This window comes from Rahnella bonaserana, assembly GCF_019049675.1.
Classification (GTDB): domain Bacteria; phylum Pseudomonadota; class Gammaproteobacteria; order Enterobacterales; family Enterobacteriaceae; genus Rahnella; species Rahnella bonaserana.
Genome location: NZ_JAFMOW010000055.1, coordinates 125739 through 140772, shown reverse-complemented (window position 1 = coordinate 140772; position 15034 = coordinate 125739). Strand labels below are relative to the sequence as shown.

The 15034-nt window shown below is 53.0% G+C and carries 13 protein-coding genes; 1 reads left to right on the top strand and 12 read right to left on the bottom strand.

Features of this window, described 5'->3' with window-relative positions:
• Window positions 1-2: 2 nt before the first annotated feature.
• The 10 genes from tatC to katE form a co-directional block, all read right to left on the bottom strand.
• On the bottom strand, window positions 3-770 hold the full coding sequence (gene tatC / locus J1778_RS06030) for a Sec-independent protein translocase subunit TatC (protein ID WP_217172398.1): 768 nt from the start codon (window positions 768-770) through the stop codon (window positions 3-5).
• 2 nt (window positions 771-772) lie between these two features.
• Entirely contained in the window at window positions 773-1420 is a 648-nt protein-coding gene (gene tatB / locus J1778_RS06025; RefSeq protein ID WP_217172397.1) for a Sec-independent protein translocase protein TatB, read from the bottom strand.
• A 3-nt stretch (window positions 1421-1423) separates the two neighbouring features.
• Window positions 1424-1690 carry a Sec-independent protein translocase subunit TatA gene (gene tatA, locus J1778_RS06020; RefSeq protein ID WP_217149079.1) on the bottom strand — a complete coding sequence of 89 codons (267 nt, stop codon included), beginning with the start codon at window positions 1688-1690 and terminating at the stop codon, window positions 1424-1426.
• A gap of 72 nt (window positions 1691-1762) precedes the next feature.
• On the bottom strand, window positions 1763-3394 hold the full coding sequence (ubiB, locus tag J1778_RS06015; protein WP_112290949.1) for a ubiquinone biosynthesis regulatory protein kinase UbiB: 1632 nt from the start codon (window positions 3392-3394) through the stop codon (window positions 1763-1765).
• Window positions 3391-3999, bottom strand: a complete 609-nt coding sequence (ubiJ, locus tag J1778_RS06010) for a ubiquinone biosynthesis protein UbiJ (protein WP_217172415.1) — start codon at window positions 3997-3999, stop codon at window positions 3391-3393. Before ubiJ ends, ubiB begins: the two co-directional genes overlap by 4 nt.
• A 13-nt stretch (window positions 4000-4012) precedes the next feature.
• Window positions 4013-4768, bottom strand: coding sequence for a bifunctional demethylmenaquinone methyltransferase/2-methoxy-6-polyprenyl-1,4-benzoquinol methylase UbiE (ubiE, locus tag J1778_RS06005; RefSeq protein ID WP_217172396.1), 756 nt, complete (start codon window positions 4766-4768; stop codon window positions 4013-4015).
• Between the two features lie 148 nt (window positions 4769-4916).
• A complete protein-coding gene (rmuC, locus tag J1778_RS06000) occupies window positions 4917-6452 on the bottom strand; it encodes a DNA recombination protein RmuC (RefSeq protein ID WP_217172395.1) in 1536 nt (511 codons plus the stop codon).
• 157 nt (window positions 6453-6609) lie between these two features.
• Window positions 6610-7137 (bottom strand): DedA family protein, encoded by a 528-nt coding sequence (locus J1778_RS05995; RefSeq protein ID WP_217172394.1) that lies wholly within the window; start codon window positions 7135-7137, stop codon window positions 6610-6612.
• Between the two features lie 199 nt (window positions 7138-7336).
• Window positions 7337-8098, bottom strand: a complete 762-nt coding sequence (gene udp / locus J1778_RS05990) for a uridine phosphorylase (protein WP_120134743.1) — start codon at window positions 8096-8098, stop codon at window positions 7337-7339.
• A 224-nt stretch (window positions 8099-8322) separates the two neighbouring features.
• A complete protein-coding gene (gene katE / locus J1778_RS05985) occupies window positions 8323-10605 on the bottom strand; it encodes a catalase HPII (RefSeq protein ID WP_238484582.1) in 2283 nt (760 codons plus the stop codon).
• Between the two features lie 185 nt (window positions 10606-10790).
• Between katE and J1778_RS05980 the strand changes: the two genes are divergently transcribed.
• Entirely contained in the window at window positions 10791-11618 is an 828-nt protein-coding gene (locus J1778_RS05980) for a dienelactone hydrolase family protein (protein WP_217172393.1), read from the top strand.
• Window positions 11619-11743: 125 nt separating this feature from the next.
• On the opposite strand, the gene fsa is transcribed toward J1778_RS05980, so the two are convergent.
• Together fsa and ptsP are read right to left on the bottom strand one after the other, a co-directional pair.
• On the bottom strand, window positions 11744-12406 hold the full coding sequence (gene fsa / locus J1778_RS05975) for a fructose-6-phosphate aldolase (RefSeq protein ID WP_217172392.1): 663 nt from the start codon (window positions 12404-12406) through the stop codon (window positions 11744-11746).
• Between the two features lie 11 nt (window positions 12407-12417).
• Window positions 12418-14922: a phosphoenolpyruvate--protein phosphotransferase gene (gene ptsP / locus J1778_RS05970; RefSeq protein ID WP_217172391.1), complete on the bottom strand. Its 2505-nt coding sequence runs from the start codon at window positions 14920-14922 to the stop codon at window positions 12418-12420.
• Window positions 14923-15034 lie beyond the last annotated feature (112 nt).

Below are 15034 nucleotides of genomic sequence, written 5' to 3'. Positions count from 1 at the left end.
GATTATGCTGGCTGATCCGGATCGGTATCAGTATCGACATCAGACCGGCGGCGTGCTCCGACGTAGAAACGGGCAAAGAACACCCCGATTTCAAACAGCAGATACATCGGGATTGCCAGCAGCGTTTGCGAGAACACATCCGGAGGCGTTAACAACATGCCAACCACGAATGCCCCAACCAGGACATACGGACGTTTCTTTTTCAGGTCTTCCGGCGTGGTCACGCCACTCCAGCAAAGCAGCACAATCGCGATGGGCACCTCGAAAGACACACCAAAGGCCATAAACAACGCCATCACGAAATCGAGATAGTTGTTAATGTCAGTCGCAATCTGTACGCCAACCGGCGCTGTTTTCGCAAAGAAAGCAAACGCCAGCGGGAACACCACGAAATAGGCAAATGCCACGCCGAGGTAGAATAACGCAGAGCTTGAGAACAGCAGCGGCATCATCAGACGTCGTTCATGTTTGTAAAGCGCAGGGGCCACAAATGCCCAGACCTGATACAAAATGAACGGTGCTGATAAGAACACCGAAACGATCATCGTCAGTTTAATTGGCGTAAAGAACGGTGATGCGACGTCGGTCGCAATCATGCTCGCGCCCATCGGCATCTGCTTAATCAGCGGTGAAGCCACCAGCTGATAGATGTCATTCGCAAAATAAACCAGCGCTAAAAACACCACCAGAATGCAGATAATGGCATTCAGCAGGCGCTTGCGTAGCTCAATCAGATGACTGATGAGTGGTTGAGTATCTTCAACTGCCATGTTTAACGGTCACCTGTCGTTTGAGTTGATGAAGCCGGTTTGACGGGTGCGGCAGGTTCAGCCACGGGGGCTTCATCCACAACAGCTTTCGTCACCGGTGCAACCTCAACAGAAGAATCAGGCACCGGTTCCGTTGGTGTCATCAATGGCTGAGCAGCATGAGCGGATTTATTCGATGCCAGTGCGGCTTCAACAGCGCTTTGTGGCGCACCTGCCGGAGCAGAAACCACTTTGTCTGCCGTCGCCGGTGAGACACCCGCGTCATGATGCGCTTCCGCTTCATCCAGAACCGGATTATGAATGGTATTGCCTTCCGCTTTGGCCTCTTCCACCGCCTTCTCCGCAGGGTTTAGCCCTGAGTTGATAGACTTTTTCATGGATTCTGCCGCTTCTTTCAATTCGTCCATAGACGCTTTGATTTCAGGCGTTAAATTCTTCAGACCGGATTCTTCCGCTTTCTTCAGGCTATCCTGCAGCTCCTGAAGTTTCAGTTCCTGCGATAATTCGCTTTGCACTGAAGCGGCCATTGCACGAAGCGTACGGATCCAGCCTGCTACTGTTCTCACTGCAACAGGTAAACGCTCCGGCCCGAGAACAACCAGGCCAATCACCAATACCAGCAGCAGTTCACTAAATCCAATATCGAACACGGCTTATACCTGCTCTTTGTTTTGGCTCTTGGTATCTTCTGCTTTCGCTTCCGGCTTGCTTTCAACAGACTTTGCCGCGAAATCAGCATCAGTTGGAGAAATGTCAGCGTCTTTGGTTTTTGGCTGACTGTCGTCATCACTCATGGCTTTTTTGAAGCCTTTGATGGAAGCGCCCAGATCAGAACCCAGACCACGCAGTTTCTTCGTACCGAACAGCAGTACCACAAGAACAACGAGAATCAGGATTTTTGTAATACTAATACCACCCATTATTTTCACCTCAATAGGAAGGAACGACATTCATTGCCGTTCGCAAACGGCATTCAATTTAAAACAATACGATTAGCTGGCGCGCTTCCATCCGATTAACCAGGAAACAGCACCGGCAGCCATCAGGCAGGCCGGATAAATCTTCACGTCGCCTAACAGCAAAAGCGTCCCGCTTAACAACAGCGTCGCACCTATTCCCAGAAGATAACGAGACTGCCCCTGACGGGAACTCTGGTTATGGATCTGCGAGGAAAGCTTTTCAATGTTGTATTGCAACAGCTTATGCTGATGCAGACTCTGATACACCAAATCCGGCAACTCAGGCATTTTCTCGAGCCAGAACGGTGCACGCTCTTTCAGTGCGCGGATCATCGCCGGTAAACCGACCTGATCGCGTACCCAGCTTTCAAGGAACGGCTTCGCCGTGGTCCACAAATCCAGCTGAGGATAAAGCTGACGCCCCAGGCCTTCGACATACAACAGTGTTTTTTGCAGCAACACCAGTTGAGGCTGGACTTCCATATTAAAGCGGCGCGCCGTGTTAAACAGGTTTAACAATACGTTGCCAAAAGAAATCTCTGCCAGGGGTTTCTCAAAAATAGGTTCACAGACCGTACGGATAGCAAATTCGAATTCTTCAACGTTGGTATCGCGGGGAACCCAGCCGGAATCAACATGCAGCTCAGCAACTTTGCGATAATCGCGGTTAAAGAACGCGATGAAGTTCTCTGCCAGATAGCGCTTGTCTTCCTTATTGAGCGAACCCACTATGCCGCAATCGATCCCTATGTAGCAAGGGTCTTCCGGCGTTTCGTAGCTGACGAAAATATTGCCCGGATGCATATCGGCATGGAAGAAACTGTCGCGGAAGACTTGTGTGAAGAACACCTGCACACCGCGTTCTGCCAGCAGTTTCATATTGGTGCCCTGCTTTTTCAGTGCCTCAATATCAGAAACCGGAATACCGTAAATACGCTCCATCACCATCAGTCGTTCGCTGCAGTAGTCCGGATACACTTCCGGCACATACAGCATCGGGCTACCTTCAAAGTTACGACGAAGCTGAATCGCATTTGCTGCTTCACGTAACAGATTCAGTTCATCGAGCAAGGTTTTCTCATACTCCCGCACCACTTCACGCGGGCGCAAACGGCGGCCATCGGGTAGCAGAATCGGCAGCCAGCTTGCAAGACGCGACATCAGGCGGATATCCGCCACGATAGTTGGCAAAATATCCGGGCGGATCACCTTGAGCACGACCGGCTTGCCGTTTTCCTTGAGGATTGCCGTATGTACCTGTGCAATAGAGGCCGAAGCCAGCGGAGTCTGATCGAATTCATCAAACCAGGTTTCCAGCGGACCACCGAGTGCAGCATCGATTTGCTGGCGCGCTTTGGCACCATCAAACGGCGGTACATGGTCCTGCAGCAGAGCAAGTTGATCGGCAATATGCGGAGGGAAAAGATCGCGGCGCGTGGACATCATCTGACCAAACTTGATCCACACCGGCCCGAGTTGTTCCAGAGCCAGACGCATGCGCTCGCCTAACGGCTTATCTTTATGACGATGAGGTAACCAGAAAAAAAGATAACGGCCCATTCGCAGCGGCAGCGTTAAGCGGATTTTAGGGATCAGTTCGTCAAGGCCGTAGATAAGAAACATGCGGATAATCAGGTATAAACGTCGCATTTCCCTAGGCGTCACGGTTTGCCCTCCAGTCTTTCGATACGTTTATCCAGTGCATCCAGCTCACACTCCAGTGCAGTGACTTCATCGTTAAACCAGACGACTTCCAGCGGGCCGGGTGCCATTTTCCACTCTTCGGTCAGCGTTTGCGCCACATAACTTTGCTGGTGCTGCAGGCCTTTTTGCAGAAAACGAAAACCGCCCTGAACCGCCTGACTCAACCCCTGAGCGGCAATATCGCCGATATAGGGTGCGAGAAATTCTGCGGGCTCAAACTCTGCCATATCCAGCAACGCAGAGAACTGCTGAACCACGGAAATATCACCGTCGACCACCAGTTCGCCACTGCGCATCATGGGTGACAACTGCTGGCGGTCACGTAATTTACGCAGAGATGAAATCCGGGAAGTGACGGTGCAATCGGCCGCGCCGTCCCATTGTCCGAGGACATCGATTTTTTGCTCGCTGAAAACAAAAGTCAGCGGTGAGCTGAGTTCCTGCAATTCAACACGTAAAACTTTACCTGCCAGACGCGTGCGCGCCGCCTTCATGCTGCGATCTTTGAAAAGCAGAAAATTAAGCGGCGTCTCGATAGCGGCAGTCAGCAACGGCGTTAACAACATCGGCATACTCATATCAGAATTTGAAACCCCGATGCAGTGCGACAATGCCACCCGTCAGATTGTGATAGGTGACATTTTCAAAACCAGCATCGCCCATCATGCCCTTAAGGGTTTCCTGATCAGGGTGCATACGGATAGATTCGGCCAGATAGCGATAACTCTCAGCATCTTGCGCAACCAGCTCGCCAATGCGCGGCAGAATGTGGAAGGAATAAGTATCGTAGGCTTTGCTCAAAGGCTTGAGGACAGGTTTGGAGAATTCAAGAACAAGTAAACGACCGCCCGGCTTAAGCACGCGGAACATTGAGCGCAGCGCTTTTTCTTTTTCGGTGACGTTACGCAGACCGAAGGAAATCGTGATGCAGTCAAAATAGTTATCAGGGAAAGGCAGAGCTTCGGCGTTCGCCTGAACGTAGCTGACGTTACCGACAATGCCGAGATTGCGCAGCTTTTCGCGGCCCATTTTCAGCATGGAATCGTTGATATCGGCCAGCACAACTTCGCCTTTCTCGCCTACCAGACGGGAGAACTTGGCGGTCAGGTCCCCCGTACCACCGGCCAGATCCAGTACACGATGCCCCTGACGGACACCGCTGCAATCAATCGTAAAGCGCTTCCAGATACGATGAATACCGAAAGACATCAGGTCATTCATCAAATCATATTTTGCCGCAACGGAATGGAAGACTTCTGCCACCATTTCCTGTTTGTCATCTTTGGCTACTGTACGAAAACCAAAATGAGTGGTTTCCTGCGTCTGCTTTTCCATTTTATATGCCTGCTTTTTCAGTCGAACTCTTGGGGAGAAGTGTATCAGAACCCATGGGAAAGCCCCATCACCGATGGTGATTCAACATATTGCAATGATTCACACGTCGAATCTGAAATACAGTGCGGACCATTCCGGCAAGCGCGGCCTATTGATGCGGATTTAGCTCGCGCGGGTTCAGTGTCTGTTCTTCTTCCGCATCAGAGGTATCTGGCAGAGATGCGGTATCTTCAGGTTCATTTTCCGCTTTAGCCCTCTCAGCCAGAGAAGGACTGATTGGCCGTTTAACTTCAACACCCAGAGCGCGGAAACTCTCAACCTGTCCGATAAGATTACCACGGCCTTGCGTGAGTTTATTCATCGCGGCGCGATAACTTCCCTGCGCTTTGTCGAGACTCTGCCCCATCGACTCCATGTCATCCACAAACAGCCGCAGTTTGTCGTAAAGACGCGCAGCGCGATCGGCAATGCGTTTGGCGTTCTGGCTCTGGTGTTCATAACGCCACAGGTTGCTGATCGTGCGTAAAGCCACCAGCAGAGTCGTCGGGCTGACAAGCATAATATTGTGGCGCAGGGCTTCGCTGATCAATTCGGGCTCCCGGTCGATAGCCAGCAGAAACGCAGGTTCGACGGGGATAAACATCAGCACATAATCCAGACTGCGCAAACCAGGAAGCTGCTGATAATCTTTGCGGCCCAGCAAGCGGATATGTCCGCGCACTGAGGCAATGTGTTCATTCAGGGCGATTTCGCGCTCAGCGTCGTCTTCACTGTTGAAATAACGCTCATAAGCGACCAGCGTCATTTTGGCATCAATCACCACGTCTTTATTCTGCGGTAAGCGCACAACCACGTCGGGCTGCATACGGCTGTTGCTGTCCACCTGCACGCTGACCTGTGTCTGATACTCATACCCTTCGCGTAAACCGGAAGCTTCAAGCACGCGGCTGAGCACCACTTCGCCCCAGTTACCCTGCGTTTTGTTGTCACCTTTCAGGGCCCTGGTAAGGTTGACAGCTTCACGCGCCATCTCGACATTCAGCTGTTGCAGATTGCGGATCTCATGCGCCAGCGTATGCCGTTCACGGGCTTCCTGCCCGAAGCTGTCCTGCACCTGACGGCGGAAGCCGTCGAGCTGCTCACGTAACGGCAGCAGTAATTTGTCGAGGCTTTGCTTGTTCTGTTCGTCGGCGCGACGACCATTTTGTTCGAAAATCCGGTTCGCCAGATTTTCAAACTGACTGCTCAGGCGCTGTTCGCTGTTGATCAGCAAACGCTGTTTATCTTCGGCTGCCATGCGGGTTTCATCCAGACGGGTGGAAACCTCACGTAATTCTGCTTCCTGCGCACTGTTGATTTCCCGCTGTGCGCGCAGTTCCTGATTCAGCTGTTCGCACTCATTTTGCCAGTGAGTCAGCAGTTGCAGTTTTTCCTGACTGGCTGCCTGCAGGCTGTGCAGTTTTCGCAGTTCCAGTTCAGCTTCACGCAGTTGCTGCTGGCCCGATAGCCGCTCGCTTTTGTGCGTATCATTTTCCGCCTTAACCTGCTCCAGCGATTGTTCCAGCAAACGGCGCTGCGTTTCATACTCTGTCTGCTGTTGCTGTTGTCGCAAACTGGCGATGAGCCATCCCACCAGTAAGCCAATTAACGCCGCTGCCAGGGCAGTCAGAATGCTGATATCCACGCGATTTCCCTCTTGAAGTCTCTTGCGGCCAAGGTAATGTCAGGCTGTATGGATGTCCAGTCTATTTTCTGTTGCATTGAGCCTTTGCGAGACGTCTTCCAAAAGGGAATTTCTCTGAACTTGTCCCCTTGCGGGAGTCAGCCGCAAGGAGCAGGATTTAAAACCAGCGGCTCAGCCACTGAATGCCGAAAGCGCCGGGCGCCAGAATGCCGAAAGCCCAGATAAGCGCCGACGTCACATTGGCAATCTGAAAATACTTTTGTGGCATACCACAGATACCGGCGACCAGCGGCACGACGGCGCGCAGCGGGCCAAAGAAGCGGCCGATAAACGCGCCTGGCATGCCCCATTTGTCAAAGAAAGCATGGCCGCGTACCAGCATTTGCGGGTGACGGGAGAAAGGCCAGAAGTTGCCCACCCGGTCCTGAAAATGGTTACCTACCCAGTACGAAAGCCAGTCGCCGAAGAAGGCACCCGCCGCTGCGGCAGCCCAGATTGGCCAGAAAAGAATACCGGTTTCACCGATCAGCGCGCCCAATCCCAGCAGGATAAAGGTCGCAGGAAGGAGCAGTGAAAGAAATGCCAGAGACTCGCCAAAAGCCAGAAAGAAAACAACAGGCGCAGCCCACACCTGATGCGCACGGATAAAGGTGGTGGTGTAATCGAGAAGGTCATGAACAGTCAAAAATGCAGTTCCTTTTATCAGAGGTCCGGAGCCGGAATTCATCAATTATTCCAGATGCATTACTAACATGACCTTAACAGATCTGCTTAACGGGGCAAAAAAATGGGCCGCCAGAGGCAGCCCGGAGATGTGATATTCGTCAGTGATTCGGGTTCGCGAGCGCAACCAGCGCCTCTGCGGCTCGAAGGAAGACGGGAAATTAAATAAGCCGGCGAGCCGCTTCAACAACAATCTTCACCGCATGGCTCTCGGTCTTCTTCATGGTTTCCGCATTAGGGATTTCCTGCTGGGTGCGGTTCACGATAACCCCGGCAACCATACCCGCACGCAGGCCCTGGCTGGCGCACATGGTCAGCAAGGTAGCGGATTCCATTTCGTAGTTCATAACGCCCATTTCCTGCCACTCTTTCATCGATTCTTTGAAGCGACGGACAACGCGGCCGGAGAAGGTGTCATAACGTTCCTGACCCGGATAGAAGGTGTCAGAAGACGCAGTAACGCCGATGTGTGTGGCAGCGCCCACGGATTCTGCCGCGGCAACCAGTGCGGTCGTACAGGCAAAATCAGCAACCGCCGGGAATTCCATTGGTGCGAAATGCAGGCTTGCCCCATCAAGGCGAACGGCGGCGGTGGTAACCAGAACGTCACCCACATTGATGTGTGGCTGGATAGCGCCGGTGGTGCCGACACGCAGGAATGTACGGATCCCCAGTTGCGCCAGTTCTTCAACCGCGATGGAGGTGGAAGGACCACCGATACCCGTTGAACAAACAATCACAGATTTGCCATCAAGCTCAGCACGCCATGAGGTAAATTCGCGGTGGGAAGCCAGACGAACCGGGTTCTCCATCAGTTTGGCAATTTTTTCCACGCGCTCAGGATCGCCGGGAACAATCGCCAGCGTCGCGCCGTTTAAATCTTTTTTGGCCAGGCCAAGATGGAAAACTTCAGGCTGAGACATAACAAACTCCTCTGTGTGTAAGGTCATAAATTGGCAGGAGGAACACCCGGCAACTGTACTGAACATTGTGACGTTATTTCGTGACGGTCGTCACTATGATGTAACAACGGGAATTACGCATACATTTAATTTGTGATGCGAATCACAAATTAGCAGACGATTGATGAAAACTTAAACAGCCCGTCTCCGCGACCGGAAACGGGCTGTTTTTCAGTGACAACACATCAGGCAGGAACAGCATCCGCCGCGGCACTGCGCGACCAGATACGGTGTTTCAGCATTTCCTTCAGGAACGTTTTAAGCAATGCGCCTTCGGCTTTCTCGCCTTCGACAACACCCTCTTCCGGCACATCATCCGCCAGTCCCAGCAGCGATTTAAAGCGACGAGCATCACCGCTTAAGCCAATAACTTTAAGATGCTTATAGGCTTCAAGCAGATAATGGCGGGACTCGCCATTCATCAGCAAGGCATCAATGTGCCCGTGCGGAACAATAACGGCATCGACGGTAATGGAAGGTGAACCGGCAAATGTGGCATCCACCGGCAATGTCGAACCATCATCGGCGGTAACATTCCCTAAATGGCTGGCCAGCAGTTTAGGATGAACACCCGCTGCCTGCAGCGCCTGCAAGGTTACCAGTACATCCGCCGCATTCACGCCTTCACCGAGCAGAATTGCCACCTGACGCCCTTTAATCGTGCCTTTGCCGCTGGCATACAAACTCAGCGTCGGATCACTTTTCAGACCATTCACCGGCTTCGGCGCTTTGATCTTCAGTGTGTCGGCGGAAAGAGTAATACCCAGATTTTTAGCCACTTTCTGCGCCAGCGTCTGGTCAACATGCGCCAGTAAATCCACCACACGCTCGCGGATATACGGCCGCGCCACCTTCGACAATTCGAACGAGAAGGCCCCGACAATATGATCCTGCTCCGCGGTGGTCTGACTCAGCCAGAACAGACGCGGGTGGGAATAATACTCAGCAAATGACGGACTCCGCTGACGGATTTTTTCCGCATCAATCCGCTCCGGATAGCTTTCAAAACCGCCGCCGGACGCTGCCGGAGGTGTCTCCCTCGGCCAGTTATTGTTGATGGAATTCGGTTCGTAATTTGCCGGATTCGTATCAATATCCTGCCGGTGCATGCCGTCGCGCTGGAAATTATGGTAGGGACAGGTCGGGCGGTTAATCGGAATTTCATGGAAATTCGGTCCGCCAAGACGACTGATCTGCGTATCGGTATAAGAGAACAGACGCCCCTGCAACAGCGGATCATTGGTGAAATCAATGCCCGGCACCACGTGTCCCGGATGGAACGCGACCTGTTCGGTTTCCGCGAAGTAATTATCGGGGTTACGGTCAAGCACCATCTTGCCGATGAGTTCTACCGGCACCAGTTTTTCAGGAATAAGTTTGGTCGGGTCGAGCAGATCGAAATCAAATTTGAATTCGTCTTCTACTGGGATCAGCTGAACGCCCAGTTCATATTCAGGATAATCACCGGCTTCGATGGCTTCCCACAAATCACGACGGTGGAAATCGGCATCTTTCCCGGCCAGTTTCTGCGCTTCATCCCACAACAAAGAGGCTTTTCCGGCCAGCGGCTTCCAGTGGAAACGCACAAAAGTGGCTTTGCCTTCGGCATTCACAAAACGGAAAGTATGGATGCCAAAACCTTCCATCGTGCGGTAGCTGCGCGGAATGCCACGGTCGGACATCGCCCAGAACACGTTATGCAGCGTTTCCGGTTGCAGCGAAACGTAATCCCAGAAAGAATCGTGCGCACTGGCGCCCTGTGGGATTTCGTTATGCGGCTCGGGTTTTACCGCATGGACAAAATCCGGGAATTTATGGGCATCCTGAATAAAGAACACCGGCGTATTGTTGCCGACCAGGTCATAAATGCCTTCATCGGTATAAAACTTGGTTGCCCAGCCACGGATATCGCGAACGGAATCCGCCGAGCCCCGCGAGCCCTGAACGGTAGAGAAACGCACAAAGACCGGGGTTTTCTTTTTCGGATCAGAAAGGAAATGAGCTTTAGTGACGTCTTTCATACTGCGGTAAGGCTGGAAATAACCATGAGCCGCAGCACCCCGCGCATGAACGATACGCTCAGGGATCCTCTCGTGGTCAAAATGGGTAATTTTCTCGCGCAGGATAAAATCTTCCAGCAACGTCGGCCCGCGGTTGCCGGCTTTAAGCGAGTTCTGATCATCAGAGATTTTGGTGCCCTGATTGGTGGTCAGCGGCTGCTTTTCACCATTTTTACGATGACGCTCTAAGGCGTCGAGTTTGGCATTGGTATTTTTCGGACTTTTGGCACTCCCGGAAGCGGTCGGCTCTTTTCCCGGTGGCGTCGGTTGTGGCGAAGGCTGATAAGCGCGATCAGCGGGCGCCAGGTCGCCCAGGCCAGGTTGTGAGGACTCGATGCCCGTGGCGGGGGCGCGGCTTACCGGTTTTGGCTCACTTTTTTTGGTCACTTTAGACGGTGATTTTGACATTGAACATAGCTCCTAAGACAAAGGTTTCGGGCGTTCGGTGTACGTTCTGTAAATCTTCCATGATGACTTTCCTGATTAACTTTTAACTATAGAACATCTCTTGCGCCTTGCTGTTCATGCTTTACGGCTATAGTTTTAATCCAAAGCCACAGTTTTTCGTATGGACACTTGCCTGGAGACTCCCGATGAAAAAAGAAGAATTGCTTACCCTTAAACAGGCTCCGACCAGCTTTGCTCCTGCTGTTACTCCCGTCGCCAGCACGACCCTCCACACCGATACCGACGGACTGCACGCCGGACAGACGACCATCCCTTCGCAGGGTGAAGATATGCCTGCCTATCTCGCCCGTCCGGAACAGTTCACTGGCAAATTGCCAATCATTCTGGTGGTGCAGGAAATTTTTGGCGTACACGAACACATTCAGGATATCTGCCGACGTCTGGCAAAACAGGGCTATATGGCTATCGCGCCTGAACTTTATTTCCGTCAGGGCGACCCGCGCGATTACACCGAAATCAGCGAGCTGTTTGACAAACTGGTCAGCAAAGTGCCGGATCAGCAGGTACTTTCCGATCTCGACCACACCGCGCACTGGGCCGCACAACACGGCGGGGATATTTCCAAATTAGGTATCACCGGTTTCTGCTGGGGCGGACGCATCACCTGGCTGTATGCAGCGCACAATCCGCAACTGAAAGCGGGCGTCGCGTGGTACGGCAAACTGGTCGGTGATAAAACGCTGACCAGCCCGTCACAGCCGGTCGATCGCGCAGCCGCGCTGGATGCGCCGGTTCTGGGTCTATACGGCGCAGAAGATTCAAGCATTCCTCTGGAAACGATTGAAACAATGCGTCAGGCCATCCGCGCAGCCAATGCCACGGCGGAAATCGTGGTGTATCCGGAAGCTGGCCATGCGTTTAACGCTGATTACCGCCCGAGTTATCATGCTGAAGCCGCCGCTGATGGCTGGCAACGGATGCTGGATTTCTTTGCCCAGTACGGCGTGAAGTAAAAAGTACGCAGTGAAGTAAAAAGTACGGCGTGAAATAAAAAAAAGATTTGAGATACAAAGAAAAGCCCGGCAGATTTTCCTGTCGGGCTTTTTACCGGCATGAGTGAGCTACAGCGACAATTAATTTACAGCGACAGGCGCCCGAACGCGCCCTGCCAGTCCTGTTCAAATTTATCGACCGCCGCCTGCACCGCTGGCGCGCTGATAAACTGCTCGGCCACGTCCACCGGAATAGTGACAGACTGGCAGCCCGCCAGCAGACAGGCCAGAACCTGACGCGGCGTTTTGAAACTGGCGGCCAGCACTTTGGCGTGCGACGCATGAAGCGACAGCAATTGCTGAAGCTCAGTCACCATCGCAATACCATCTCCGCCCTGCGCATCCAGCCTGTTCACATACGGCGCGACATATTCTGCACCGGCCAGCGCCGATAACAGCCCCTGTCCGGCACCGTATACCGCGGTTCCCAGCGTCGGGATTTTACGTGTGCGCAGGATCTTAATCGCTGCCAGTCCGGCGGCGGTGACCGGCACTTTCACCACCAGGCCCGGCACGCGGGAATGCAGCAATTCAGCTTCTTCCACCATCTGTTCAGTCTGATTCGCCAGTACCTGGGCAAACAGTTTCCCTTCGCCGCCTAACGCATCGCGAAGCGCGGGCAGAACCTCCCACAGGGAAGTCTGCGATTTTGCCACAATGCTCGGATTCGTCGTCACACCCTGCAACGGCAAAATACGGGATAAACGTTTTACTGCGCTGATATCAGCCGTATCCAGATAAAGTTCCATATCCTCTCCTGTCAGAGCTCAAGCTCTTGTTTAAGCAGCGCTTCAATCTGCGCTGCTGTCGTCGAATTCATCAGCGCATCGCGGAAACTATCGTGCATGATCCGTCGCGCCAGCTTTGAGAAAATCCGCATATGCTGGTCGCCCGCGGCATGTTTATTCAGCGTCAGCATGATGACAAACTGCGCTTCTTCATCGCCCCACTGCACCGGTTGCGTGAGTTTGGCGACGCTGATAGTCGATTGCTCAATGTGTTCCGACTTGGTGTGCGGAATAGCAAAACCGAAGCCGAGGCCGGTTGAGAATACCGCTTCGCGCGCCCACACATCGGCGGCAAGTTTGCGCGGATAACGGCAGCGACCGGCCAGCATCAGGTTATCGACCATGCCTTTAATGACTTCTTCTTTGCTGCGCCAGTCGGTATTGAGCGCCACGCATTCCGCTGTAATCAGTGGTGCATCGTTAACCGTCATGCGGAACTGCGCCAGCAGATGTTCAACTTCCAGCGATGTGCGGCACTGCATGGCGCGGTTGAGCAGCAGACGGCACTCGCGGCTGTCGAGTTTGGCCAGACGCGCTTTGGTCACCGGAATGGACGGCGCACTCATGCTGATTTCATCCAGCCCCAGCCCGACCAGCAGCGGTAACACCGAACCTTTGGCGCCCAGCTCGCCGCACAAACCAATCCATTTACCGTGGCGATGCACTTCACGCACCACGTGATCAAGACCACGCAGGAAAGCCGGGTTCAGGCTGTTGTAATGGCGGGTCACTTTGGCGTTGTCACGATCGACCGCCAGCAGATATTGCGTCAGGTCATTACTGCCGATGCTAAAGAAATCAATCTCTTCGCAGCACTGATCGATGATGAACATCACCGACGGTACTTCAAGCATGATCCCCAGCTGAATTTTTTCATCGAACGGGATTTGTTCACTGCGCAGTGACTGTTTGGCTTCCGCCAGTTTCTCTTTCACCCATAAGATCTCTTCCATCGAGGAAATCATCGGGATCATGATTTTCAGTGCTCCGTGCGCTGAGGCGCGCAGGATAGAACGCAGTTGCGTGTGGAATAACGGCAGAAATTCCTGATAAATACGCACAGCGCGATAACCGAGAAACGGGTTGTTTTCGGCCGGAATATTCAGGTAATTGACCGGCTTATCGCCCCCGATATCCATGGTGCGGACGATAATCGTTTTGCCTGCGGCCGCTTCTGTGGCCTGACAATAAATATTGTATAACTCATCTTCAGAAGGCGCGCTGGCGCGATCCATATACAGCATTTCTGTACGGAATAACCCGACGGCTTCCGCGCCATTGCCAAACGCTGCGCTGGCTTCAACCGAATGGGCAATATTGGCCGCGACTTCAAGACGTACGCCATCGGCGGTATAACCCGGCTTATCAAGATATTCACTTTGCTGTTCACGCAGTGCCTGATGCACCGCCTGTTCCTGACGATAATAGCGACGTACCGGCTCGCTGAGGGCGCAGGCAACCAGCCCCAGATCGCCATCGATCTGCACATCCTGCTGTAAATAGGCCTGTAACGGTTTCGGATCAACGCCGACAAGCGCAGGAATATTGAACGATCTGGCGAGGATCACGGTATGCGACGTGCTGCCCCCGCTGCCGAGTAACAATCCTTTGAGGTGTTTTTTATCCAGCTCCAGAAACTGACTCGGCGTCAGTTCATCTGCCAGACAAATACTGGCTTCGCTCAGCGCCTGCTGGGAAGCAAAGCGTTCCTCACCATAAATTTGCTGTAAAAGCTGGAAGCTGACATCACGAATATCCAGTTCACGTTCACGCAAATACGCACTGGACGATTGTGCGAGTTGCGCGCTGAAATGCGCGGCGGTATCGACAATACTTTGCGCACAGCTCTGACCTTGCGCCACGCGGCTCAGCAACGCTTCGCGCAGACTGTTATCACGCAGCAAAGAACGGTGTGCTTCCAGCACGGCCGTAATGGTTCCGCTGCCACCCATCAGTTGTAATTCGATCGATTTCTCAAGCTGCGCCAGTCCGCCGGAAAGCAGGCTTTGCTCTTTGTCCTTTCCCTGAGACTCAGGTAAGCCGGTAAGCGCAGCCAGATCGACGCTGGAAAGGCTGACCAGTTTGCCCAGCGCACAGCCTTCGCTGACAGAACGGGCACGGAAAACCAGCGGAGAAAGATGCATCAGGGATTCAGGAAGTGGCTCAAGTTCAGCATTTTCATCGTGCTCAGGCAGGGCTTCATCGCAGAGCGGAAACTGATGCTGGATGAAGTGGGCCAGCGCCGCGTGCGCCGCGTCTTCGTCCGCTCCTTCGATGGTCACATGGCATTCATCGCCCGGCAAAATATCGGCACCAATCAGTGACAACACACTTTTGCCATCAGCAAGGCGTCCAGTACGGACGTTATGCCACTGAAATACGGAGCCGAAACCGTTGCATAACGTTTCAATATGACTGGCCGGACGGGCATGAACACCATTTACCAGCACGCAGGTGAAGCTCAACTTCTTGGTCATTTCTGAATCCTCATCCCAAATTCCGGTGCAAGGTACCGGCTTATTGCAGGATAAGAGTCAGGAGGAGCTGATAGCTACCAGACAAAAATGACAAATGCTGGACAAATGTATT